The organism is Parabacteroides sp. AF18-52, assembly GCF_003479145.1.
Lineage (GTDB): Bacteria > Bacteroidota > Bacteroidia > Bacteroidales > Tannerellaceae > Parabacteroides > Parabacteroides faecis.
In genome coordinates, this window is sequence record NZ_QUGR01000002.1 from 560109 (window position 1) to 586473 (window position 26365).

General features: G+C 42.3%; 20 protein-coding genes. 9 read left to right on the plus strand and 11 right to left on the minus strand.

All coding sequences use genetic code 11. The annotated features are described in order from the left end of the window. Nucleotides 1–2: 2 nt before the first annotated feature. The 4 genes from DWX23_RS05800 to DWX23_RS05815 all read right to left on the minus strand — a co-directional run bounded on the left by DWX23_RS05800 (nucleotide 3) and on the right by DWX23_RS05815 (nucleotide 4995). On the minus strand, nucleotides 3–2699 hold the full coding sequence (locus DWX23_RS05800) for a TonB-dependent receptor (protein ID WP_122373767.1): 2697 nt from the start codon (nucleotides 2697–2699) through the stop codon (nucleotides 3–5). Between the two features lie 7 nt (nucleotides 2700–2706). After that, nucleotides 2707–3552, minus strand: a complete 846-nt coding sequence (locus tag DWX23_RS05805) for a FecR family protein (RefSeq protein ID WP_122373768.1) — start codon at nucleotides 3550–3552, stop codon at nucleotides 2707–2709. Nucleotides 3553–3565: 13 nt separating this feature from the next. Continuing rightward, nucleotides 3566–4372, minus strand: coding sequence for a porin family protein (locus tag DWX23_RS05810; protein ID WP_233564439.1), 807 nt, complete (start codon nucleotides 4370–4372; stop codon nucleotides 3566–3568). 104 nt (nucleotides 4373–4476) lie between these two features. Then, complete coding sequence (locus tag DWX23_RS05815; protein WP_122356942.1) at nucleotides 4477–4995, minus strand: RNA polymerase sigma-70 factor; 519 nt, start codon at nucleotides 4993–4995, stop codon at nucleotides 4477–4479. 186 nt (nucleotides 4996–5181) lie between these two features. Here DWX23_RS05815 and DWX23_RS05820 point away from each other — a divergent pair, with 186 nt between their 5' ends. Continuing rightward, nucleotides 5182–5490: a nucleotidyltransferase family protein gene (locus DWX23_RS05820; protein WP_122373769.1), complete on the plus strand. Its 309-nt coding sequence runs from the start codon at nucleotides 5182–5184 to the stop codon at nucleotides 5488–5490. Then, nucleotides 5480–5827, plus strand: coding sequence for a DUF86 domain-containing protein (locus tag DWX23_RS05825; RefSeq protein ID WP_122373770.1), 348 nt, complete (start codon nucleotides 5480–5482; stop codon nucleotides 5825–5827). The genes DWX23_RS05820 and DWX23_RS05825 overlap by 11 nt, the downstream gene beginning before the upstream one ends. A gap of 72 nt (nucleotides 5828–5899) precedes the next feature. Here DWX23_RS05825 and trpS read toward each other — a convergent pair whose 3' ends face one another. The 7 genes from trpS to DWX23_RS05860 all read right to left on the minus strand — a co-directional run bounded on the left by trpS (nucleotide 5900) and on the right by DWX23_RS05860 (nucleotide 16749). Continuing rightward, nucleotides 5900–6955: a tryptophan--tRNA ligase gene (gene trpS / locus DWX23_RS05830; RefSeq protein WP_122356940.1), complete on the minus strand. Its 1056-nt coding sequence runs from the start codon at nucleotides 6953–6955 to the stop codon at nucleotides 5900–5902. Nucleotides 6956–7000: 45 nt separating this feature from the next. After that, the gene (locus DWX23_RS05835) at nucleotides 7001–8446 is read right to left on the minus strand and encodes a sulfatase-like hydrolase/transferase (RefSeq protein WP_122373771.1); all 1446 of its coding nucleotides are present in this window, start codon (nucleotides 8444–8446) and stop codon (nucleotides 7001–7003) included. Between the two features lie 235 nt (nucleotides 8447–8681). Next, nucleotides 8682–11228 (minus strand): glycoside hydrolase N-terminal domain-containing protein, encoded by a 2547-nt coding sequence (locus tag DWX23_RS05840; protein ID WP_122373772.1) that lies wholly within the window; start codon nucleotides 11226–11228, stop codon nucleotides 8682–8684. Between the two features lie 89 nt (nucleotides 11229–11317). After that, on the minus strand, nucleotides 11318–13546 hold the full coding sequence (locus tag DWX23_RS05845; protein ID WP_122373773.1) for an alpha-L-fucosidase: 2229 nt from the start codon (nucleotides 13544–13546) through the stop codon (nucleotides 11318–11320). Nucleotides 13547–13746: 200 nt separating this feature from the next. Beyond that, nucleotides 13747–15282 (minus strand): sulfatase-like hydrolase/transferase, encoded by a 1536-nt coding sequence (locus DWX23_RS05850; RefSeq protein ID WP_122373774.1) that lies wholly within the window; start codon nucleotides 15280–15282, stop codon nucleotides 13747–13749. 293 nt (nucleotides 15283–15575) lie between these two features. Then, nucleotides 15576–15779, minus strand: coding sequence for a hypothetical protein (locus DWX23_RS05855; protein ID WP_122373935.1), 204 nt, complete (start codon nucleotides 15777–15779; stop codon nucleotides 15576–15578). Nucleotides 15780–15870: 91 nt separating this feature from the next. Further along, entirely contained in the window at nucleotides 15871–16749 is an 879-nt protein-coding gene (locus tag DWX23_RS05860; RefSeq protein ID WP_122373775.1) for an ion transporter, read from the minus strand. Between the two features lie 78 nt (nucleotides 16750–16827). Here DWX23_RS05860 and DWX23_RS05865 point away from each other — a divergent pair, with 78 nt between their 5' ends. From DWX23_RS05865 to DWX23_RS05895, 7 genes are all read left to right on the plus strand, one after another. Next, nucleotides 16828–17949: a 6-bladed beta-propeller gene (locus DWX23_RS05865; RefSeq protein ID WP_122373776.1), complete on the plus strand. Its 1122-nt coding sequence runs from the start codon at nucleotides 16828–16830 to the stop codon at nucleotides 17947–17949. A gap of 96 nt (nucleotides 17950–18045) precedes the next feature. After that, the gene (locus tag DWX23_RS05870; protein WP_122373777.1) at nucleotides 18046–19737 is read left to right on the plus strand and encodes a right-handed parallel beta-helix repeat-containing protein; all 1692 of its coding nucleotides are present in this window, start codon (nucleotides 18046–18048) and stop codon (nucleotides 19735–19737) included. Between the two features lie 238 nt (nucleotides 19738–19975). Further along, nucleotides 19976–21142 carry a DUF4221 family protein gene (locus DWX23_RS05875; protein WP_122373778.1) on the plus strand — a complete coding sequence of 389 codons (1167 nt, stop codon included), beginning with the start codon at nucleotides 19976–19978 and terminating at the stop codon, nucleotides 21140–21142. Nucleotides 21143–21159: 17 nt separating this feature from the next. Next, on the plus strand, nucleotides 21160–22161 hold the full coding sequence (locus tag DWX23_RS05880; RefSeq protein WP_122373779.1) for a 6-bladed beta-propeller: 1002 nt from the start codon (nucleotides 21160–21162) through the stop codon (nucleotides 22159–22161). Between the two features lie 287 nt (nucleotides 22162–22448). Continuing rightward, the gene (locus DWX23_RS05885) at nucleotides 22449–23618 is read left to right on the plus strand and encodes an ATP-binding protein (RefSeq protein ID WP_122373780.1); all 1170 of its coding nucleotides are present in this window, start codon (nucleotides 22449–22451) and stop codon (nucleotides 23616–23618) included. Between the two features lie 510 nt (nucleotides 23619–24128). Then, nucleotides 24129–25265 carry a 6-bladed beta-propeller gene (locus tag DWX23_RS05890; RefSeq protein ID WP_122373781.1) on the plus strand — a complete coding sequence of 379 codons (1137 nt, stop codon included), beginning with the start codon at nucleotides 24129–24131 and terminating at the stop codon, nucleotides 25263–25265. Between the two features lie 28 nt (nucleotides 25266–25293). Beyond that, on the plus strand, nucleotides 25294–26319 hold the full coding sequence (locus tag DWX23_RS05895) for a hypothetical protein (protein WP_147382524.1): 1026 nt from the start codon (nucleotides 25294–25296) through the stop codon (nucleotides 26317–26319). The last annotated feature ends 46 nt before the right edge of the window (nucleotides 26320–26365 follow it).

The window sequence follows — 26365 nt, forward strand, 5'->3', positions numbered from 1 at the left end:
GTTTAAAATTTATACGTGTAGGAAACAGACGGTAAAAATAGGAAAAGAATGGATTGTTCCAAAAAGACTTCCTTTTTCCCCGTATCATAATTCGTATAATATTTTGTCCGGACTGAAAACGGATTCGGATGCCCGTAAGTATTGCAAAGACTTAAATTCCAAACACCCAACCGTCCTTTCTTTTTATAGCGATAGAAATTTACCCCCAGATCAAGACGATGATAGGGAGATAACTGATAATTGTTACGTGAACTGGCTGCATAGCCTATGTTATCATCTCCTATAACCGGATATCCGTCCTGCATATATCCATTATCCGTCTGCCCGGTTCCTCCATGATAAAGCTGATCCAGAATAGTGATGTGATTACCGGAAGCAAACATCCACGCAGCTGTCAACTCTACCTTACGGGATAACTTATAAGTTGCCACAAGATCGATTTTATGACGATTGTCATATTTGGAGGGGAAGCGACGCCCCTTATTCACACTCTCGTCCGGGAAACGGCGGTCGGACCACGACAGCGTATAACCGATCCACCCGGAAAGACGGCCCGCCTTTTTCTGTGCCATAAACTCCACGCCATATGCACGGCCATATCCGACACCTACCCGTTCTTCCCAATTGGAATAATCCGTACCGACCTGAATACGATCTTTATAATCGATCAGGTTATTCATCCGTTTATAATATCCTTCTACGGAAAAATTGTATTGTCTGTGCAACGTATAATAGAGGCCGGCTGTATATTGATGGGCATTCATCGGATTGATATTGCGGGTAACGGGTACCCAGATATCCGTCGGCTGGCTGATATACGAATTGGAGAGCAAATGAATATACTGGTTCATTTTCGAATAAGACAACTTTGCAGACAAACGACGGGCTAGCAGATAACGGACCGACAAACGGGGTTGCATGGAAAAATAAGTTTCCCCCTGCACATGAAAAACAGTTGCCCGCAAACCGACATTGGCGGTCAGACGCTCGATCACATGCATCTCCTCTTCAGCAAACAAAGATACTTCATGCCCATGGATCAGCGAATTGGCATAAACGGTATTGCTCTCCTGCGATTTGACGGAGTCTTTATACCAGCTTTTCATTGTATTTTGCTCAGGGCGAAAGTTATGGAAAAGATAATCTCCTCCGAATTTCAGACGATGTTTCTCATGTAACCGATAATCGAAAGACGCACGCAGGCTAAGATCTTCCATCGCCGACCGGTAATGGCTTTCCTGATTGAACAACTGCCGGTCTGTCCTGTTGGCAGACAAAGTATATCCTTCCTTATCCTGCCGTATATGCGAACGGTAACGTGTATAACCCGCCGTAAACGTGGCAAACAGTTTATTACTGAATATATGGTTGATACCGACCGAACCGATCAGATTTCCCCAACGCCACTGAAAGTCTTTCCCAACACGCTCTTCCTCATCTTTTTCCTCGCCGTTCAGATAGCTGTCGCTTCCCATATAAAAACTCATATAGCCACGCGTCCGGTCGCTGAAGGAATGGTTCACTTTCGCATTCATATCGAAGAAATGGTAACCGCCTTTGATCTTATTCTCCTCCCCGTCATTGATCGCCTTCAATAAAGGCCATGTGATCAGTTCCATCCAGGTACGCCTCACAGATACATTGAATGAGGATTTTCCTTTTACGATAGGGCCTTCCAGGTTTCCGCGCAACGCCAACAGACCGATCGACAAATTACCGTGATATTCATAGCGGTCTCCATCATTGGTCCTTACGTCTACTACCGACGAAAGCCTTCCCCCGTATTCGGCAGGAAAGCTTCCTTTATAAAATGTGGCATTTTTAACTGCATCAGGATTGAAGGCGGAGAAGAAACCGAGCAGGTGATTCGTATGGTACACCGGATTGCCATCCAGCAAAAAAAGGTTTCCGTCTGCATCACCTCCCCGGACATACAGTCCGGTCATCCCTTCAGTCCCTACTGCAACGCCGGGTAGTCGTTGCAGGGTTTTCACCACATCTGTCTCCCCCAGCAATGCCGGCATCGACTTGATGCGTTGTGCCGGGACATCCACCACCCCGGTCCGCGCACTCAATACTTCCGATCGGGGATTCAGTCCCTCCACGACCACCTCGCCCAATGCCTTTGCCGAGTGTAAAGGTATATCGATCAACGTATCACCAGTCAGTTCGAATGTTATCTCCTTGACCTCGAACCCGACAAAAGAGGCCCGTAGGGTCACCTTTCCGGGAGGGAGCGTGATACTGTAGAAACCGTAATTATTTGTTGCTGTCCCGCTTTTGGACATACGTTCGAAGACCGTAGCATTGATCAAACTCTCATACGACACCGAATCACGGACAAAACCACTGATCGTGTACAACCGCGGCTTCCGTTTCAGGATCACGATCTGCCCTGTCTGCCGGAATGTTACCGGCAAAGCGAAAAATAACCTTTTCAGACAATAGGAAAGAGATTCGTCCTGTGCCTTAAATGATATCTTGGGGAATTCATCCAACAGCGAAGATTCATAAGAGAAAAAGACACCTGTCTGCTTTTCCAGTTCCTGAAGAATCTCCAGTAAAGGGACCTGCCGCTTATCCATCGTAACCGTTGGTGTCGGTTCAACCGGGAGATTGACGACAAAGGGCCTTTCCCCGGCTTTTGCCTGAGAGAAAAGCATAAGAATCCCTGTCAACAATATCCATATACGTTCCATAGGTTACTTATTTATTGGATTCAGGAGCCAGGCGGGTATCGAGCGTCTGATTGATAACCAATAAAACATCTTCCAGCGGAAGATCATTGAAAGTGGCCGTCAGCTTCAGATTCGGATTTTCTGCTTTATTGATTACTTTTACCTGATAATATTCGTTCAGATCGCCGATCACCTTTTCAAGCGGGGTATCATTGAAGCGTAACTGCCGGGTTTTCCACGACAGGGTGTTAAGATCTTCTTCTTCAAGTAGAGTGATTCCTTTACTTTCCATAGAGTATGAAGCCGACATGCCGGCAGTTAATATCACTTTGTCCGTTTCATTTCCGGTAGTGCCGAAGCTAACCTTACCGGTCATCACATTCACATCCGTCCCGTCCGGTTGCTCGTTTATCTGAAAACTGGTACCCAGCACGGTGACTTCCGTCCGCTCAGTATAGACAGAAAAGGGGCGTGTTTCATTCCGCGTCACCTTGAAAAAGGCTTTTCCTTTCATCTCCACCACACGCCGTTCCTTTCCGTAAGATTTCGCATCATATCGGATGGAAGAATTTCCAGCCATCGATATCAGCGTACTGTCTGGTAGGTAAACATCCTTGATCTGTCCCGGGATAGTCGTTATTGCTACCCATTCGGGGGAATTACGATCTGTTATATAATAAGTTCCAAAACCAATGAGCAGTAACAATACCGAAGCTGCTGCCATCCAGTAGCGACGGAAAGAGACCGTACGGCGTACCTGATGCTTGGCGGCAAACTGCTGCCAGGCCTTATCAGTATCCAAACGTCCTTCCTCGTAGTGTTTCGCTACGAAACGGATGCGTTGTTCCAATTTATTTTCCTGCTCGTTGTTCATATTTATTTATTATCTAAAATCTATATCCTACTGTAAAGCTTACGGTATGATATTTCAAACCTATATCATCATATTTATACTCTTTACCCAAGCCCATATCATAAGAAACGTTGAGCGTAAAGCGCTTTACTTCAATACCGGCATTAAGCATAAAGCCCCAGTCGAAACGTTCATAACTACTGTTTTTCCCAAACGGACTCCAAGAGTCAGCATTCGATAAATATCCCTTTTCTGAGATTTCTCTCCACGTATATTTCTTCTTTCCTGAAATTCCATACGCCAAATAAGGGCCGGCAGCCACATGCAACTTTACATCCTTACCAATCTTCCAGTTAAAACGGGCCAGAACCGGTAATTGCAGATAATCCCTACGGCAACTGCTTTCCGACAAACGGATACCTTCTATCCGCATATCCTGCGGAAAAAATCCACTGATACCATTCTGATAAGTGCCGTAGCCGAAATAGCCTCCGTAAGATCCCCAATCGCCGGAGCCTCCGTAACCCAAATACTCCGGAGCGAAATAAAGATAGCGGTCCTGCTCCTTTCCGTCTTTATCTACACCTTTACCATAAGCCGTTCCGAAAAACGATTTCCCTGTTCCCCGCTGTACGTAATACAGGCCGGATTGAAGTGAAAACAATCCTGAACCAAAAGTATAACTCACAGCCGCACCAGCTTTAAAGCCAACCGCGGCAGGCGAATTCTTATACTTCGTCACATTCATTCCGGCCTCAGGAGTTACAGACCACTGTGCACTAACCTCCGTCACACACATCAACATCATCATCAACATCACGCAAGAAATAATCTTCTTCATCATCATTACTCTCTTTCTTAGTGAAACAAAATTTGTAATACCTTTTGTCTCTAAGACAGAGATAGTGGAAAAAACCCCTATTCCGGTTTCATTTTTTTATTTGGTCACGCCAGACCAAACAGAAAGTTATAGATACGCACAGCTGTCTCCCGCAAAGATTTCAATGCTTTACCCATCTGATTCTCAACAGTTTTTATCGAGATGTTCAGTTCTTCGGCGATCTCCTGATATTTCAGTCCGTCGCGTTTGGAAAGTAAAAAGATTTTTTTGCGTTCGGGTGGTAAACCGTCGATAGCCGTCCACAGGCGGGAATCACGTTCGGCATTGTAGATCTGCTCTTCCTCGGAAGAGTCTTCCATATCCGGGAACTGATCGGTGGTTTGCACATCGACCGGTTGCGTAACCAACGACAGGGAACGATTACGCACAGCCTGATACATATAAGATTTAAGATTCTCAATCAACACATCATTGATATTCTTATCCCATACATCGGCAAAAGCTTGCTGTACAATATCCTCCGCATCATCTAAGCGTTCGGTAAAACGGAGCGCAAACAAACACAGGGGTTTATATAACTCCCTGAAATATCGTTCAAACTCTCCGCTGGAAATGGCTGCCATACGTTTGTTATCTGTAACTATTCCCTGCAAAGTAAAACAGTTTTCCTGATAATCAGGTAAAATTTCAACTTCTTTATCACATATTTAAGAAATAATGAGCTAAAGGATAGTTAATGTAATACCAAACTTGATATGAATGTACAAGATTACTATCTTTGTTGTAAGAACAAAAAGACAGGAGGTAATATGAATCACATCTTACATAATAAACTGGAAACATTAAAGGAACTTTGTCTACGCTATAAGGTTAAGAGTCTTTATGCCTTCGGCTCAGTAAATACTCCCAGATTCACAGAAAACAGCGATATAGATCTGTTGATCGAGTTTGAACCTGATATTTCCATTGAGGAATATACAGACAACTACTTCCTCTTGCACAATAAGCTGTCAGAATTATTTCGAAGGAAAATAGACCTGGTCACTCGTCGTTCACTTTCAAACCCATTCTTTATTGCTGATGTAGAACAGACAAAACAACTTCTATATGGCACGTAGTATTCAAAAATATCTATACGATATTCTACAATCGATCTTATCAATCGAGGAATATTTGGGAGAGAGAAGAGATTTCTTTGCTTACGAGCAGAATAAGTTGTTACGCAGAGCAGTAGAACGAGAACTAGAGATTATCGGTGAAGCGGCAAAGCATATATTAGACCTAGAGCCTGATATCCAGATTGATGATGCAAGAAAGATTGTCGACCTACGTAACTTTGTAATTCATGGTTACGATAAAGTCGATAATGTCATTATCTGGGGTGTAGTCAATAAAAGTTTACCAAAACTGAAAGAGCAGGTTGAAAGTCTATTAGGTAACTTTACAATATTATAATAAAAAGGCACGCAAAAAGTATGACTTTTGTATAACTTTTGCATGCCTTTTCCATTCATAATCAGCTTATTATCAATACGGACGGAAACCGATGATCTCACGAACTTCTGCTAATGTCCTGGCAGCGCTCGCACTCGCTTTCTCTGCTCCCATGCGGGCAACCTTTTCCATATACTCTTCGTTGGCACGGATGTCAAGAATACGTTCACGGATCGGGGCACAGAAATTATTGATATCTTCGGCTAACTGCTTCTTCATATCGCCGTAGCGGATTTCACAGTTATTGTACTTTTCGTTGAAGAAGTCGTATGTATCTTTTGTTGATACGATATCCATCATGGCAAACAAATTAGCGATCGGTTCGGGTTTCACACTGTTCGGTTCCGTAGGACCTGCATCGGTTACCGCTTTCATTACCTTTTTCTTGATCGCTTTCTCGTCGTCGATCAGGTAGATCGCATTGCCTTCACTCTTACCCATCTTACCGGAACCGTCCAGACCCGGCACTTTCACAGCCTTCTCTGTCAGGTGGAAAGAAGCAGGTTCAGGGAAGAACTCAACTTCATAGGTTGAATTGAAACGGCGGGCGAAACGGCGCGCCATCTCCATATTCTGTTCCTGGTCTTTTCCTACCGGCACCTTCAAAGCTTTGTGGATAATGATATCGGCAGCCATCAAAGTCGGATAAGTCAACAAACCTGCATTTACACTATGTTTGTTCCCTTCGTTAAAGATCTCTCTTTCGACATCGCCTTCTTCGGTATTCACACGGTCGATATGCAGTTGTTGACGCGCTTTATCCTTGAACGAAGTCGTACGCATCAATTCACCGATACCGGCATTCATATTGAGGTAGAGATACAGTTCCGCCACTTCGCGAACGTCACTCTGTATATAGATGGTAGCCTTCTCCGGATCGATACCGCAAGCCAGATACTCAGCCAGGATCGTCTTTGCACTTTCGCGGATGTTTGCCGGACGCGGATGCGTAGTCAAGGAGTGCCAGTCTGCAATAAAGAAAAAGCAATTATACTCATTCTGCATTTGCAGAAAACTCTTTACTGCTCCGAAGTAATTCCCCAGATGCAAATTACCTGTTGGCCTGATGCCACTTACTACTGTTTCCATTTCTAAATTCTTTATTTTATTCAAACAGCCGCAAAGATAGTAATTTTAGAATACAAATCCGTTCCAGAAAGCCGAATTGTCTTTCGTTTCTACCTGCTCCAAAGACATTTGCTTACGCAGCTTCTTGATGATCTTACCGTATTTCTTCTCTCCCGCCAGATTAGTCATCTCCCAGGGGTCGTTCTTCAGATCGAACAACTGGGTGGTACGCACGCCTTTTACATTATACTCGCACAACTTCCATTCACCGTCGGATACGGCACGCTGGTTATCCATGTAACTGTAATACAAGTAATCCCGTACCGGCTTGTCTTCTTTGATAGCAGGGACAAGGCTAACCCCGTCTACGGAGGAAGGTATATCCGCACCGACCATATCGCACACGGTCGGGAAGACATCGATCAAATAGCAAAGTTTATCGCTGATCTTTCCCTGGATATTATTTCCTGTACTCTTGATCATCAGAGGGACACGCACGCTATGCTCATAAACGTTCTGTTTCCCCATCAGACCATGCTGCCCGACTGCCAATCCGTTATCGCCGGCAAAGACAATGATCGTATTTTCATATTCTCCGGTCTCTTTCAATGCTTTGACGATATCGCCCACACGACGGTCCACATGCGTTATCATTGCATAATATTCCGTAATGTGTTTTTTAATTTCATCCGGTACACGGGGAATGGTAGCCAGCACTTCATCGCGGATCACCAGTTCGCCGTTGTCGAACGGGTGCTTATCCATATAGTTCGGCGGCAACTGGATATTATCCCGGTCGTACTGACGCATATATTCATCCGGCATCGTACGCGGATCGTGAGGGGACATATAGGCAACAGAAAGGAAGAACGGTTTGCCGGCTCCTTTTTGCTTTTCGATATATTCGACGGCATCTTCCGTAAAAATATCTACGGAATGTTTACCTGAATACATATATTCTCCGACTTCATACGTCACTTCGTTACTCTTTCCCCAGTTTTTAACGACCGGACGTTTCTTGCCATAATTACCGTCTGCATTGTAATCGTAAAGGGGGACATTCCAGTGGTCATACATTCCTCCGAAATAGATACCTTTTGCATCGTTGAAGCAACGGTTCATAGCCTGGTATCCGTTATGCCATTTACCGGTATGGAAAGAATTATATCCTGCCTGTTGCAGGGCTTCCCCGATCAGTATATGATCGTCGGGAACAGTCGCTCCCTGTTTTTCCAGGGTATACAGATATTTCCCTGTCATCAGCATAGCACGGCTCGGCATACTGACGGCACCGGAAGTTCCCCCCATGATATGGGCATTGGAAAAGACCGTACTTTCGGCAGCCAGTTTATCCAGATTCGGGGTATGTACATCTTCTACACCCAGGAAATTCATGGCAGAGCCACGCATATCGTCAGCCAATATCAGGATAACGTTCGGATTCTTGTCTGCGGCCAGCAAACTCGTTACCGACAGCATAGCTGTACTTAATAAGGTTAATTTTTTGTTCATAAGAGTTCTATATTTATATTACGTCCTTTATATTTGTGATCATCTAAGTGTAAGTTCTTATCCGATAGGATATTTCCATGATTACCTGCTGATGTAAACTGTTGCCGACACTGTCGGCAAAATAAACGACAGTGTCGGCAAAGCTTTCGACAGCGTCAACAATATTGTCGACAGTGTCGGCAACAAATTTCATCGGCAGGTAACTAGAACTATCTTCCAGGTCATACTGACTACCTCAGGGAGTTACCGGATTCACCCGGTAGCTATTCCCGGCAACAGTCGCAAAGACTACTTCATGGTATTCTTTCCCGTTGGAAGTGATCGGGGAAGAAGTCGCCACCTCTTTACTACCCTGTTTAACCGTAACAGGAAGGGATGTCCTCAACCTGCACTCGTTACCGCTTCCGGAAAGGATCGTCGCTTCCGACAAATTACCTTGTTTCCAGTTCATGGCTACTTCAAAATTACCACGAGCCTTCAGGCCCGATACGCTTCCTTCATTCCATACGTCCGGAAGGGCCGGCAACAATTGCACGAACCCGGCATGACTCTGCAGCAGCATTTCGACAACACCAGCCGTATAACCGAAGTTCCCGTCGATCTGGAAAGGCGGATGTGCATCCAGCATATTCTTGAACAGTCCGCCCCCCTTGCGTCCGTTACCGAAACCGACAGGGTTAAAGAGATTAGAGACGATCTTGTAAGCATGGTTGCCATCCAGTAAACGTGCCCAGCAATTGATCTTCCAGCCCATCGACCAACCAGTAGCTTCATCGCCGCGCAGGATCAGTGTTTGTTTAGCGGCATCGAACAGGTCGGGAGTAGCATCAGCGGTAATCTGGTCACCGGGATACAAGCCATACAGATGGGAGAAATGACGATGTTTCGGTTCCCATTCCTTGAAATCGTACATCCATTCCTGCAACTGGCCACGTTCGCCGATCCGGAAAGGAAGCAGGCGGGGTAACTTTTCTTTCAGTTCTGTCCGGAGCGGTTCGTCCAGCCCAAACATTTCGGCAACCTCCAGGGTGCGGGTAAATGTTTCCCGGACGATAGACATATCCATTGTCGGTCCCATGCTCATCGCTCCCTGTTTTCCGTTATCCATGATGAAACGGTTTTCAGGAGATACGCCGACAGGAGTAACCAGATGGCCGTTACCATCTTCGACCAACCAGTCGGAAAAGAACTCGGCAGCCCCTTTCATCAACGGGTAAGCACGGTTCTTCAAAAATTCTTTATCCTGAGTAAACTGATAATGTTCCCATAAATGACTGCATAACCAACCTTGTACCATCGGCCAGAAAGAGGCAGTCGGCACGTTATCGTTCGGAACCGATTCACGCCAGATGGAGGTGTTATGATGGCCAACCCAACCACGACGGTTATACATATTACGGGCCGTCTCGGCGCCTGAGACAGCCAATTCGTCGATCAAACGGAAAAGCGGCTCATGGCACTCCGACAGATTTGTGAGTTCAGCCGGCCAATAGTTCATTTCCGTATTTATATTGATCGTATATCCGCTGTTCCAGGCCGGTACAACATCTTTATTCCATATACCCTGCAGGTTCAGCGGCTGTCCGCCCGGACGCGAACCGCTGATCATCAGGTAACGCCCGAACTGAAACAGTAAGGCTGCCAAATCCGGATCGGGATCGTTTTCAAATTGTTGGATACGCTGGTCGGTCGGCATTGCCTTCTGTTCGGGAGTAGAAATGAGCTGCAGGTCCATACGGTCGAACATACTCCGGTAGTCTGCAATGTGACGTTGTTTCAATTGTTTGTAATCGTAAGCCAGCGCCTTTTCCAACATACCGGCAGCCTTTGCGGAAGGATCTACGCCTTCCCGGCTGGGACTCTTGTCGAAACCGTTGAAGCTGGTTGCCATACTTAAAACAAAATAGACTTCGTCGGTATTATAGACATGTACACCATTATCGGTTATTTCATAATCACCACCTTTGGGCAGGACAGGTTTCAGCTGAGCTTCAAAAAACATGCCTTTATTATCGATTTCGTCACCATAAAGCACACGTTTATCGAATTTGCGGTTTCCCTTCTCATCATACAATTCCGGATGTTTGTACTGGTCACCCCATGCTTCCATTTGTTCAAAAGTACGGCGCTCCACATAACCTGGTGCCTGTCCGTGCAAAACCAGACGGTCAGCGCTTTCCGACTGTTTGGCCGTGGGATGGGGAGAGGAGAAATTCAGGGAAAGGTCCAGGCCATCGGGAGCACTGCTCTTCATGTGAAGGATGATAACGTCGTCCGGATGGGATGCAAAAATCTCACGTTCATACTGTACTCCGTTCTGTTCAAAGACTGTACGGGTAACAGCATCGGAAATATTCAGTTCCCGCCTGTAACCGGAGACTTCACCCGGCTTGTTATTCTCGATAAACAGATCGCCGAAAGGCTGGTAATACTGGTGCAGGCGTCCCAGCCAGTGTTTGCAGACCAGGTCGGAAGCCTGGTCATATTTCCCGGTTTTCATCAGTCCGACAACCCTGTCGAACATTTCCGGTGTGATCCTGATATCCTTAAACGTCGTTGAAGGTTCACCGCTGTAAAGCGTATTCTCATTCAGTTGCAACTGTTCCTTATCTACACCGCCAAACACCATTGCACCGGCACGACCATTCCCGATCGGGAGAGCGTCATTCCAACTTTCCGAGGGATCATTATACCATAAGACGAGCGACTCTTTCTTTTGTGTTTCCGCACACGCCAAACAACAAAAAAAGAGGAGAAGAGAAGATAGAACACGTATATTCATGATAATTAGATGTTAGTTACAAAAATGTCTCCGGGCAACAAAAGTAATTGTTTTCCGGAGACATCAAAAGCTTTTTAATCAAATTTCAATTAAAGCAGATCTAATTCTGCCATAGAAACCTCTTTACCGCCTGCCGCTATTTCCGTTGCTTCCACGCGGACATAACGGGTGGATACCGGTTTCTTGAAATAATGGTAACGTTTGCTCGGATCGTTGATCAGATTGCCGAACTCAAAACGTTCCACCTCTTTCCAATTCTTTCCGTCCTCACTGACCTTGATGACACCTTTAGCCATCATGCCTTCGGAATTACGGGTCTGCGGCGTATAGGCAAAACCGTTCAATGTTTGCACGGAACCGAGGTCGATAGCGATATAAAGAGGCAACGTTCCTTCTTCCGATTGCCAGTAAGTTCCCGGTTTAGCATCGAAAGCCGCTGTAGCCGGACGGCGCTTGGTTTCGCTGCTTGCTCCGATCAGCTTCCAGTCTTTCTTGGCAAGTCCCAGGCGTTCGCTGTGTACTGCACCCCTTTCTCCTTTCAGGACAGCTACTGCTTTCAGTTCGCCGCGATCCGTTTTGATCGGCTCTTTATACTCTGCAGAAGTTTCACCCGGTTCTGTTCCATCCGTCGTATAATAAATGGTATATCCGACATTCAGGTTACCTGCCGCATTCTGTCCGTGAGGATTCCAACCGAAGTCCTGCAATTTAGGTTCTATCGTTACCAGTCCGTTCACATCCTGTTTAAAACTCAACTGGGGAGGGCGGGATGTATAGTAATGGGCGGAAATATGACTGACAGCCGGTGCCAGGCGTGATTCCAGCAGACGGAAACGAAGCTTGTCGGTCGTCACTTCCGGGAAACGGAGGATACGTTTATAACCGATATTGGTAGATACGGCAATTTCCTTCCAGGCCCCGCCGATCCAGGCATCTATCGCAAATTTCTCAACCCGTTCGCTATGAGTTGCTACTGCTTCCTGAAGCATGATACGGTTGATCGTAACAGCTGAAGGAGTCGTGATCACAAATTCTTTGTTGGTACCGTCCAGCAACAGATAAGTATCCTCTTTACCATCAAGCAACTGTTTCGGTCCCTGTGCACCGTCGAACAGATCGGTACCATAAGTTTCCCGGATACGTTTTCCTGTCTCTACCAAAGCATTGACATCCGCTGGAGAGAATTTACCGTCACGGTTAGGAGGTATATTCAACAGGAAAGTGGAGTTCCCTCCGACAGCCCGTTCATAAATATCGAATACGTCATCGGCACTTCGGACTTTCTGGTGTGTATCATCGCGGTAGAACCAGCCTTCACGGATGGACGTATTGGTTTCAGCCTGTTGGTAATGCAGGAATTTCCCCTGATATAACTTCTCCCGATCCCCCAATACAGGGTCTGTCATATCAGCAAAATTACTCATCGTATCCGGATTTGCCTGATAAGGAATGACATTCCATTCCGTCGGGCGCGTTCCTCCGGCTTCGTTTCCACACCAGCGCACTCCTTCACGGCCGAAAATGACGGCGTTCGGAGCCAGCGCCTGGATCAGTTCTTTCCAGGCATGGTAGTTGTATGTCTGACCGCCTTTCCGTTTCGGATGGGCACCGTCGAACCAAACTTCGTGTATCGGTCCGTATTCTGTCAGCACCTCGAACAACTGGTTCAGGAAATACTCGTTATAATCGTCCACCACAAATTCAAACTTTTTCTTGTTGGCAAACGGTCTGCCGGGAACTTCCCGAGGGATCGTCCGTTTAGTATATTTACTCAGATTGCCGTATAATCCGTCCGGACTTTCGATCTGGTACAGGTCGGCAGGAGAAAGATAAATACCCAGTTTCAACCCATATTTCTGACAGGATGCGGACAATTCTTTCAGGATATCCCCCTTACCGCCTTCAAAGCCGGACGACATAATGCCGTGTTTCGTATAGCGGCTTTGCCACAAAACAAACCCGTCATGGTGTTTCACGGTTATGATTACCATCTTCATCCCGGCCGCGTTCATTGCTTCGCACCACTGATCCGTATCCAACTCTTTCAGGTCGAACACTTTCGGGTCTTCCATTCCGTTCCCCCACTCCATCCGGGTAAACGTATTCGGTCCGAAATGGATAAAAGCGATGAACTCATTCCGTAAAGCATCCAACTGGTTCGGAGTCGGCACGACATGTGCTGCTTTCTCGATAATCACTTCATGGCTGTCGCCCTGTTCGATCCTGATGGTGTTCTGGAAAGGTATCCCACTATCCTGCCCGTATATCGGGACGGAAAGGAGCGCTGCTCCCAATAAAATAAAAATAGACTTTTTCATGGCTTATTACTGATTTGAAATTAATAAGTGTTCTCTATTCATTTCGTTTAATGGTTCAAAAATACAGTATTAACAGTTGTAAGAAAAAGATTTAAGGGAAAATCTACGCAAACGTTTGCGGAAAGGAGAAAAGGATACAAAAAATCCCGGGTAACAAAAATGCTACCCGGGATATAAACCAATCGCTGGTTATTTATGAATTATTCCATCCAACTCAACTGCTTCCAGACCTCCGGTCCGTCGTTCTTCTGCGGAGTACCCGGAGTACTACGGCCCTCTTTGACATATTTGATCATCAGGTCTTTCAACTCTTTAACGACTTCAGGATGTTCGGCATATACATTGTTCTTTTCTGCCGGATCGGACTGCATATTATAAAGTTGCACCGACGGTAACGTCTTGATCACTTCATCATCCGTGCCCGGTTTCGGGAAACTCCAACCGCCGGAACCTGGAGATAATAACAGTTTCCATTCTCCTTTGCGAATCGTGAAATCACCGTTTATAGAATGATGGACAGTGGCTTCACGAATTACCTCACCTTCTTTTTCATTCAACAGCAAAGGAAGGATATTGTAACTGTCCTCTCCCTCCGAATCTCTCAGTTGATAATCGGCAACCGCAGCAAATGTAGCAAAAAAGTCAGTCAGACACACCGTCTGGTCCACTACATGCGGTTTCACCCGGGCCGGCCAGCGAACCACACACGGGATACGGTGACCACCGTCAAACAAGTCCGCTTTATGCCCGCGGTAAATATAACTGGGATAGTGCCCTTTGGCCTGAAGTTCATCGAATTTAGCCTGCGGACTACACCCGTTATCGGTACTGAAAACGATTATCGTATTATCTTCAACACCTGCCTCTTTTAAGGCCTTCATCACTTTTCCAACCATATCGTCCACCATCAGGACAAAATCGCCATAAGGATTCAGACCGGATTTACCCTGATACTCCTTAATAGGAAGGATCGGTGTATGAGGTGCCGGTAACGGAAGATACAGATAGAAAGGTTTATCTTCTTTCGATTTGTCGTGAATGTAATCCACTGCCCGGTTAATAAAATTAGGTAATGTCTGTTCATGGTCGAAATCCGACGCAGTCGGACCTTTACGCCAATATTTCATACCATCATTTACAGTTTCCCTGTCCGGCAACGCTGTCGGCATATCATTTTCCACGTACACATAGGGAGCCATATCCAAAGAGGCAATGATACCATAAAAGTAATCGAAACCTCTGGTTGTCGGACCATTAGTTATCGGTTTACTGAAATCCACACTATCCTTTCCAGCCTCGATGTTATTCCAGTCCCAACCCAAATGCCATTTACCGATACATGCCGTCTGATATCCCTGATCCCTTAATACGGAAGCGATTGTCCTGCGGTCGGGGGAAATCAATGCCTTATTATATCCCATTAAAACACCCGATTTAAGGTCTGAACGCCAGTTGTACCGTCCGGTCAGCAAACTATACCGTGAGGGCGTACTGACTGACGAACTGGAATGGGCATCTGTGAAAGTAACCCCTTCACTCGCTATGCGGTCAATATTCGTTGTTTGTATCTTTGAATTTTCATTCAGCGCAGAAACATCTCCATACCCCATATCATCCGCAAAGATGAATACAATATTCGGTTTTTTCTGTTCCTGCGGCTGTTGGGCACAACCGCTCAAAACAGCCATACTTCCCAATGACAGAAGTAATCCACGATTTCTGATTAACTTATCCATATCTTTATGTTATTTGTAATTCGGGTTCTGAACCTCATCCTTGACATAGCATTTAATTATTAGACAAATATCAATAGTTTTTTTCTGATAAAAGCCGAATTATTGAAAATCTTATTCTTATCTTTAGCAACTGATCACAAAATTGACAAACCCTAATCAAATTAAAAGATGGATCAATACATAAAAACAATAATCAGTGTAGGTGGAAGTGCCATAATGCTGGTCATGATCATCTGTGTTATATGGTACGTTATAAAGGACACATTAAAAGACATAAACAGTAATTCAAAAGATTAAATCAACAAGAACAGTCCGCGTTTCCTTTTTTTACTGAACACAGTAGAAAACAATAACCAAAGGGCTAGAAGCCATGCTATGCCCAAAACAACGGCAGAGAGTACAGGATAACTTCCTGAACCCAACAAATAATATCCGCAAATAACAAATACAAAAGAAATGACCAAAGCCGCCACGACCGTGATCAGTAGTGTTTTCATAGAAATTTTCATAATACCTCCCCTTTTCTTCCGGCAAATATAGAAAGTTTCGTGAAAATCTATAGTTAAAATAAAGATAGGTTCGATAATTTTATTTCGTATCGTCCAGCTTCCCTCCACAAAATCTGCAGTACCCGGCATCTTCTTCATGGCCTGCACGAAAACAATGAGGACATCTCAATTCACTCCGTCTTTTATGTTCTTTTATCATTGTGGCAGAAACAATTCCTGTAGGAACAGCAATGATCGTGTAACCGATCAGCATCACACAGGCAGAGATAAAACGACCGACAGGCGTAACCGGAGTTATATCTCCATAACCGACCGTCGTCATAGTCACGATCGCCCAATAGATACAATTAGGTATATTGCTGAACTGGGTATCCGGCTGCGTCCCTTCCACCATATACATGATCGTTCCGATCGAAGTCACCAGTATCAGGACAAAAAAGAAAAAAACAAATATTTTACGACTGCTCAACCGCAGGGAAACCAATAAAAGATTTCCCTCTTCCAGAAAATTAAACAATTTGAATACACGAAATACACGGATCAAACGGAATGTCCGGATAATAAGCAAATAACGTGCACCGGTAAAAAGAAACCCCAGGTATAACGGCAATGTAGCCAGCAAATCGACAATACCGAAGAAGCTGAAAATATACTTCTTAGGCTTTGGCGAACAATAAATACGTACCAGATACTCGAAAGTAAAAAAACCGGTAAACACATACTCCAGGATCTGAAGCGCCAACCTGAAATGATCGGAAAAGGTCACTACACTCTCCAGGATCACGACAAGAACACTCATTATGATAAAACCGATCAGAAAGACATCGAATAGTTTTCCTTTGGGTGTATCCGATTCAAAAATGATAACATACAGCTTTTCTTTCAACTCTTTATCGTGAAGAAATGCGTTGATCTTATTTTTTATCGCCTGTAAAAGGCCTGTTTTCTGCTGTTCCATAATTTATTACGGTGTTTAAACACAAAAATAGAAATATTTGGCTACATTGCAGCCTACTCAATGAAATCAATTACTGTCATGAACAAATACTTTTTCATATCACTACTCTGTATGTTACTACTCTCTTGTAACAAACAAAACAGCAAAACGGAACAAAAAATTTTACAGGTGGAACTCTCTCCTCAAAAATTAGCAGCCTCTACCCTGTTCAAAAAGATAGAAGTGATCCCTTTGGAAACAAACGATCAATGCCTGATCAAAGCGATCGGACGAATTATCGAGACTGACGACAAATATTATATTCTTGACGATGACAAGGATGCGGGCATACTTTTCTGTTTTGATAAACAAGGCAAATACCTGTCCAAGATAGATAAGAAAGGCAACGGTCCCGGAGAATATAACCTGATCTATGAAGCCATCGTCAAACCGGAAGAAAACCTCATCCATCTATTAAGCCCGATGGGCGCCATACACACCTATACTACGGACGGACAGTTTATAAAAAGGAATTTACTCCCGGCCGGAGGAGAGACGGATATGATAGAAATCGACAAAGGTCTGTTCGCTTATTGGACCCTGCTGGGGAATCCGGAAGAAAATACAGTCACATTCTATGATATGGATAAAGAGGAAGTCACCGGCGGCTTCTGGAAAACAACAGACGATAACTTTATGACCAATATGTGTATCGATGTCTTCTACAAATACAATAATGAAAATTACTTTTCCACTCAATTTGCCAACGAAGTATACCGATTCACAAAAGATACCGTGGAATTAGCCTATAAATGGGATTTCGGCCCTGCCAATATCAACCTTAAACCTTTCAAGGAAAGGGTAAAAGAAGATCCTAATGTATTTCCACAACTGACAGAATCACATGAAATACCCTACAGCTTTTTCCGGCAGTTTCAAAATAAAGACTATTATTACACAGTTCTGAATACCTGGAATATAGATAAATGGTGTAATGTTTTCTATCGCAAAAAAGATGGGAAATCGTTTGTATTCGACACCCTGGAGGGGGGAGCAAAGATCAAGAAAACAAGTATATTCACTGATGAATATATGATCAGCATCGTATCTCCGGAAGAGATCGGAACGTTTCACAACAGTTTCCCGGCCGAAGAGTTCAACAAAGTAAAAGATTTACCGGAAGATGCGAATTTCTGTCTGGTAAAATACTATTTCAAATAAGGATAAAATCGATCATCCAATATCTTTTATTTGGTAATTCGGTACAGTCGCTTTACATTTGTGCCTGTTTATCATTCTTAATTCATCAATCATACCATGAAAAAAACTATTTTTATTACACTTTGCCTCCTTATCGGCATTACGGTAAATGCCCAGCAGGTGATCCGGGTCGCACCGGAAAACGGAGACATGACGAAAAAGCTCCAGACCGCTATCGAACAAGCCCGGAACTACAACGGGAAAGCCGTCGTTATCAAGCTGCAAAATGCAGATTACAACCTCCACCGTGAAAGTTCTTCACAGATAGTATATCATATCTCCAACACTGCTTCAGAAAAGGAGAACCCCGATCAGACCAAACATATCGGTTTATGGCTGAAAGGGTTGAAAAATGTCACGATAGACGGTCAGGGTGCCCGCTTTGTCACACATGGGGAGATGACCAGCTTCGTTATCGACCAATGCGAAAATATTACTCTCCGCAATTTCACGGTAACAGCCTCCGACCCGACAGTCCCGGAACTGACCGTAATAGAAGTAGGTAGCAACTTTATGACAGTACGCATCCATCCGCAATCGCGTTACACAGTCAAAGACGGTCATTTTGCCTTTGTCGGCGACAATTGGACTCTATCCGACGGAATAGCCCAAAGTTACGACAAAGAAAAAGACATCACCTGGCGCAGCTGGTCACCGTTACCCGACCTTCGTAAGGCCATCGAACTAGAGCCTAACCTGCTCCGTTTCGTATATGACAATCCTCCCCAAGTCAAGCCGGGCACGGTATTCCAAATGCGCGACGGTATCCGCGACCAGGCTTGCGGACTGATCCAATACAGTAAAAATATCACATTGGACGGTATACATCTGGCATTCCTGGGAAACTTCGGAATCGTCGGACAAATGGCTGAAAATATCACCTATCGTAACCTGACTTTCGAACCGGAAGCCGGAAGCGGACGTACCTGCGCCGGTTTTGCCGATTTCGTACAGATGTCGGGATGTAAAGGAAAAATAACTATCGAAAATTCCCGTTTCCTCGGCGCACACGATGATCCTATCAATATACACGGAACACATTTGGCCGTGACCGGTTATCCGGCTTCCAACCAGATAGCCGTAAAATACATGCATCACCAGACATACGGCTTCCAGTCATTTCTGCCGGGAAATGAGATCGAATTCATCGATCCTCATTCATTAATGAGCCTTGCCCCGGCCAAAGTAAAAAAGGCAGAAATGAAGAACGAGCGAGAAATCCTCCTTACACTCGACAGGAATATTCCGCAAAATATCCGGGAGATAAAAGAACTGGTTGTTGAAAATGTCACTTACACACCGGAAGTTCTTATTCGCGATAATTACTTTGCCCGTATCCCGACCCGTGGAATCCTCGTTTCAACCCGCCGTAAAGTACTGATAGAGAACAACACCTTCTTCCGTATGCAAATGAGCGGTATCCTGATCGCTGATGATGCCCGGAGCTGGTTCGAATCGGGTATGGCTCGCGACGTCACCATCCGCAACAATAACTTTATCGAATGCGGTGGTCCGGTCATCCTGATCGCTCCCGAAAACGATCGTAATGAGGGATATGTACATCGTAATATCGCCATTACGAACAACCGGTTCCAGTTGACAGGAGCAGATGCCGTTTCAGCCAAATCGGTCGACGGTCTGAAAATCACAGATAATCTTTTCCTGACTCCCAAAGCCTTAACCTTAGAGGATCTGATAAAAACACGGGAATGTAAAGACGTTACGATAGACGGGAATATCATTCAATAATAAAGTCTGTTGCAACAAATTGACGGGTATAAGAAGAAATTCTTTTTATACCCATGCAACATTTCATTATCCGGATTATGAACAAAATCATGTATGACTCAATCGAGGGTTTCGAATATGAGCAAGGTTATGAATAATACTCTTTATATTAAAAAAACAGAAATCCCGAGCCCAAACTACGAACCATTCGTAAATATCTCTATATTTACAACATCAAACTTTCAAGATCGGTGTTTATATGAAAAATATATGGATATATCTATTGTCTTTTTATGCAATTTGCATCCTGCTTTCCTCTTGTTTGGGAAGTAAAAACAGTAAGGACAAGAAGATATACTCCCTGCAACCAGGCAAAGAGTGTATCGTGATCCCGATAGATGATAATACGAATTGCTATAGTATGTCGATGTTTTCTTACATGAGCCCAGAAGGTATCCCTTATTTAAGTTACGAAAATGAACAAACAAACGAACTGAACTTCTACAGGCTCGACTCCTGTAAATTATCCCATAAAATTAAAATTGCCCAGGAAGGTCCTGAAGCAATCGGACGTTTCATCGGGCATACGGTAATAGATCTCGATAATATTCTGATATTCGATCAATTCAAAATATCCAGAATAAACAGAAATGGGAAAATCCTGGATAAATACAACCTGATCACTGATACTCAAATAGCCCTTTGCCACCCTCCAACATCAAAGGTCTATGCTCCGATGATTGTGCAGGATTCCTGCATTTATCTATATCAGGCTCTTATGTATTCTGATAAACCATACGATGGAGATGCTCTGGAAAGATACCCTCTTTGTATAAAAGTCAACATGCAGACAAAACAGACGGAAAAATCACCTTTGACTTATCCCAGATTATGGGAAACTGAAAACGAAAACGGTATTTTTACCTGTAGCAGAGATTACGACGGGACAAATTTCGTCTATTCCTTTTTCATCAGCAACTCCATTTATGTCACCCACGACAACCAAACATTCAAAAAATATCCTTGCAAAAGCCAATATATAAACGGTCTGCCTAAAAACAACTATCCGTTAGATATCCAGGCCACCCAAAAAGAATCTATAGAAAATGCTTCATACGGAAACATCATTTACGATAAATACCGGAAAGTCTACTACCGCTTCTTTCAACCGGCATGCGAACTCAACAAACAGGATAATATTGCAGATCTGATGAAAACCGGAAAAAAATTCTCCATTATGATCCTTGATAAAGATTTTCAAGTAATCGGAGAAACATTATTCCCGGAAAACACCTACATCCCGGTCATGTTCTTCGTGCTTGAAGACGGATTATATATTTCAGACAACAATTTCCAAAATCCGGAGTTTAATGAAAATGTATTAAGTTTCAGAAGAATGGAACTAACTGAGCAATATGAGAACTAACAATCAATAAGATAGCCATGAACTACACAGACAAAATTTATATCTTCTTACTAATCATTATATCCTATGGTTGCACGCAAGGCTCTGATACTGAAAAATACCAGAAAAGCCGGGATAACATAGTAAATGTCCATGACAAAATAAAAGAGATTGAGATCGAAACTGTTCTCATCGGACGAAATTCGCAATCTTATTTAATTGATCAATATCTGATCATATGCGATTATACATCGCCTGACCAGCAAATACATCTGTTTAATAAAAATAATTTCCGTTATCTTGCCAGTACAGCTTATAAAGGACAAGGGCCAGGTGAAATATCCAATATCGGGCATGTTGGCATCGATGAATCACGTCGCAAATTTTATGTGACAGATCATGGTAAACAAAAAATATTCAGTTACGATCTGGATAGTGTTCTAAAAAATCCGGACTACATACCAAGTGTTAAAATGGAGATGGAAATAGCTTTGTTCCCAGACAAATACAAATACATAAACGATACATTATGTATAGGTCGGGTAATACAGCCAATAGGAACAAACGACTTTAAACCTTATGTGGCAAAATGGAATATGATCACCGGGGATATAAAATTAATGCCCTATGAACATCTAGATATAAAAACGAAACGTTCAAATGTTACTGTATCTGCAAAACATAATAGATACGTGGAATACTATTCCTACCATGACCTGATGACCATCTGTGATCTCGATGGAAATCTAAAATGTAATATCTACGGTCCACAGTGGACCAGTGACAAGTCACAAATCAGCGGTTATTGGGATGCAGAATTCTGTGGAGATAAAATCGTTGCTGCTTATTCCGGAGGCGACCATCGGACGGATGCTTATTTTCCCACAAAACTTTTGATCTTCGACCTGAAAGGTAATTATCTAAAAACACTGGAAACCGGTTACAAATTATTCCGTTTCTGCTATGACTCTGAAAACAACCGGCTCATCCTGTGTATGGATGATGATATACAATTCGGTTATCTGGATTTGATCGATTGACAGCAATAATGCTATATGAAAACCATTCTGATACGTTAAAAAATATTAGTCGCCAGGGTATTTTTATTTACCCGGTATATTAATCCTATTTAGCCGGTAGGGTAGTGACATTTTGACATTGACGTAAGAATTATAATATACAGAGTTTTTTTATAGTGCATATGAGCTGCAGAAGCTCAACATCCGTTCAATCCAATGTATTCGCACTACAAAAAGTGCGAATTCTCCACACAATTGCACTTTCCATAGTGCAATTCATTATATTTGCAAAAATAAACTAAAGATTCATGGATAAGTTACAAATGAGTTTCGATGCAATGTTGCGTTCCATACCTACCACATTCCATCGATATATGTTCGACCGTATTAATTGGAACAATCGTCTGTTAGGATTGGTTGGACCACGTGGCGTAGGAAAAACAACATTGATGTTGCAATATGCCAAGGAGAAGCTGAATAGGAATACAACATTATTCGTCAATGCCGATGACTTATATTTTTCAGCCCACCACTTGGTAGAATTAGCAGATGAATTTGTGAAGCGAGGAGGAACTCACCTTATTATTGACGAGATTCATAAATACAAAGATTGGGCCCGTGAGTTAAAACTGATGTATGACTATCATGCTGATCTGAAAATATTTTTTACAGGTTCTTCCATTCTCGACATTAACAAGGGCTCAGCAGACCTGAGCCGACGGGCTATTGTCTATTCCATGCAAGGACTTTCGTTTCGTGAATACCTGAATATGTTTCATCATATAGAGATACCAGTCTATCCATTGGTTGATATCATGCAACACCGCATAGAGCTTCCTGATAAATTCCGTCCTTATGCCTATTTCCAATCCTATCTGGAAGAAGGTTATTATCCATTCTCCCAGGAAGATCAGTTCTATATACGTTTGCAACAAATAATAAATAAAACATTGGAAGTCGATATTCCGCAATATTCTGAAATGAGCGTGTCTACAGCACGAAAATTAAAGCAACTGCTCACAATCATAGCCCGAAGCGTACCATTCAAACCCAATATGAGTAGTATTGCAGCCATGTTAGGAGTAAGTCGCAACAATTTATCCGATTATTTTCTTTATCTCGAAGAAGCCGGACTAATCTCACAATTACGTGATGACACCGGTGGTATCAGAGGACTTGGCAAAGTGGATAAAGTCTATTTAGACAACCCTACCTTAATGTATTGTTTAGGACAAGAAACATCAGAAACAGGGAACATCAGAGAGACATTCTTCCTGAATCAAATGCGTGTAGAACAAGATGTTATTACCTCGGCTGTTTCTGACTTTCAAATAGCAAGTTACACTTTTGAAATAGGAGGAAAGAATAAAAAACAAAAGCAGCTGCAAGACATAGAAAATGGTTTTATAGTAAAAGACAATATAGAACAAGGCTACATGAATGTAATCCCATTGTGGCAGTTCGGATTTAATTATTAATATTAAAACAGCCTATCAATCCTATTGAACATATAATTCGAATCCAATGAGAGAAGCACTTCTGTTTTGTATTTTATTCAACCTTGTGATTTCATGCACAAATAAAGACAATGGATTACTGAAAAGTTATTATTCCATTCCCGACGGGTGGAAATGAACTTTTTTACTCATTCATTTTTGCGTTTGATATATATCAAACGAATAGAACACATATATGCTCTTTTCTTTTGACAATTGAGTTCCTTTCGTTTGATAACTATCGAATGAATAGGTGTTTGGGATCAAACAAATGAATCTCCGTATTAAAAACATTCATTAAGGCGGCTATTATCCATTATTGTACTCTATCGGTTCAATAATTATTTCCATACCATTCAAATTGACATCCGCATTCTTTCGAATAGAGTCAATTCCAAATGAAGAAAAAGCCAACCTCAATAAAATCAAGGTAAAACCTAAGGTTTTACTAAAAAAATATTTCTATGTTTGTAATAATAAACATAGACGAATATGAAGAAACATAAAATTGCAATGAAATACTTAATTCTGCCATTATTAATAATGTTATTATATTCGTGCTCAAAGAATGAACAAATAGACAATGTGAAGAAACTCATATTCAATGAAGAGGAAAACTCCGATATCAAAGATTTAATAACATGCAAATTTATACCATTAGAAACGACAGACAGTTGCCTGTTTGGAGACATCTCAGCAATTGACATTGTGGATAACAAGATATACACTATCGATAGAAAGGGTAACCATTTATTCGTTTTTGATATATCCGGAAAATTCATTACTCAAATAGGTAAAAAAGGAAATGGTCCGGGAGAATATATGTCATTAAATAACTTCCATATTGATAAAAAACAACAAATCATTACACTAACAGATACATACATAGACAAACTATTCAACTACAAATTAACAGATTACAAATTTATAAACAGCAAAAAAACAGGCTATTTTTCCGACTGTTGTTGGCTACCGGACGGAAATATAGCATGGGCATTTCATGGTGGATACAGTAGTGGTAAAAGAGATTTACATTATGCTAAAATAACGGACCCAAAGTTAAACACCATAAAGCTTTTATATCCTACAAACTTCTTTCCTGAATCCCCCATGGTTCCCGGACAACTTTTCTATACATACAATCAAAAATGTTATTTGAACATTCCTTATGTACCTACAATATATGAAGTAACTTCCGAAAAGCTAATACCTACGTATCAATTAGAACTTGATCAACAGAAGTTTGCATCACCTGAATGGTTGAAAGCAGAGGCTGAAAAAAATTTCTACGGAACTATATCCAATACAGACTATATCTCCGGGCAACATATAAAAGAAACAGACGACTATATCTGTGTCGAATATTATGCCAGAGGAATGACTTCCTATTTAGGATTTTACAATAAGAATACCGGAAAATCTTTTAAATACTCAAAATCTGACTTTACAAGACAAACCGGATTAACAGGTCTTTTTCAACTCAAAGGAACCTACAACAACTATTTCATCTTCACAATGCTCCCTGATGCATTAAAAGATAGTTATTGTACTATTCCTAAATTACAACCTATCATTGATAACATCAAAGAAGACGACAACCCTATCCTTTGTTTACTAAAATTCAAGTGAACCACAGTATCTAATAAAAATATTCAACATGAAAAATATATTATTATTCTGTTCATATCTACTCATTGTATGTTCATGCCAAAATGAAAATACAATCAAAGATTATAGTATCTCCACTAAATCCAATATGCTATCAGAAGGTAAGGTTCTATTCTCAAAAGACGACAACTGTTATCTGTACGATCTAAAAATAACAGATAACTTTTACTTATTTCTCGATGAGAAAAACGATACTGTTCTCAGGATATATGAACAGGATAATATATTACAGACTTCTATAAGTTCATGTAGAAGTTCTGAAAAAGATAAATTATGGAAGCCCTTATTTACAAAAGAAATACACGCAGAAACAGAAGATATAGCATATCTAGTTGATAATAATACATATTATAAAGCCATTACACTGGATGCCAACAATAGCAATATGAAAATAAATACAATAAAGCCATTAAAACAAAGAAACATGTTTAGTCGTGACTTTAATATTACAACAAAAGAGACCTTCGGTATACCTATAAGTAGAGATACTAAATGTCCATTCTACTTTTTCAATCCGGACTCCGGTTATTATTGGGTAGACCCATCTCCTGCTCTTGAGAAAAAAATGCCCAACGACGTTTTTTCATATACAAATACTATTTGTCTGAACGAAAGTCAAAACACGATTGTTTCCGCTTATCGATTTACAAACCATGTATCTTTCTACGGATTGGACGGGACATTGAAAACAACTGTCAAATTCGGGGAAACACCAGTCATCCCTATAACCACTTCAGATCCGAATAAGATAGATATTAGAAATACATCCAAATGTTTCACTTACATATGTGGAACGGCAAAATATGTATATTGTTTATATGAAGGTTCATCTGATTTCACCAATCAATCCAAAATAGTTGTTTTTCAATGGGATGGAAAACATATTAACACATGGCAAGCAGACCGCAATTTACAGGCAATAGCTGTAGATAAAAATGATAAATACATATTGGCCATATCCAGAAACAAGAATGACGGACAAGATATCATTAGATACTATCTATCAGTCCATTAAGCCAGAATAACCATATTATCTCAGATCATAATAACTCCTTATAAAT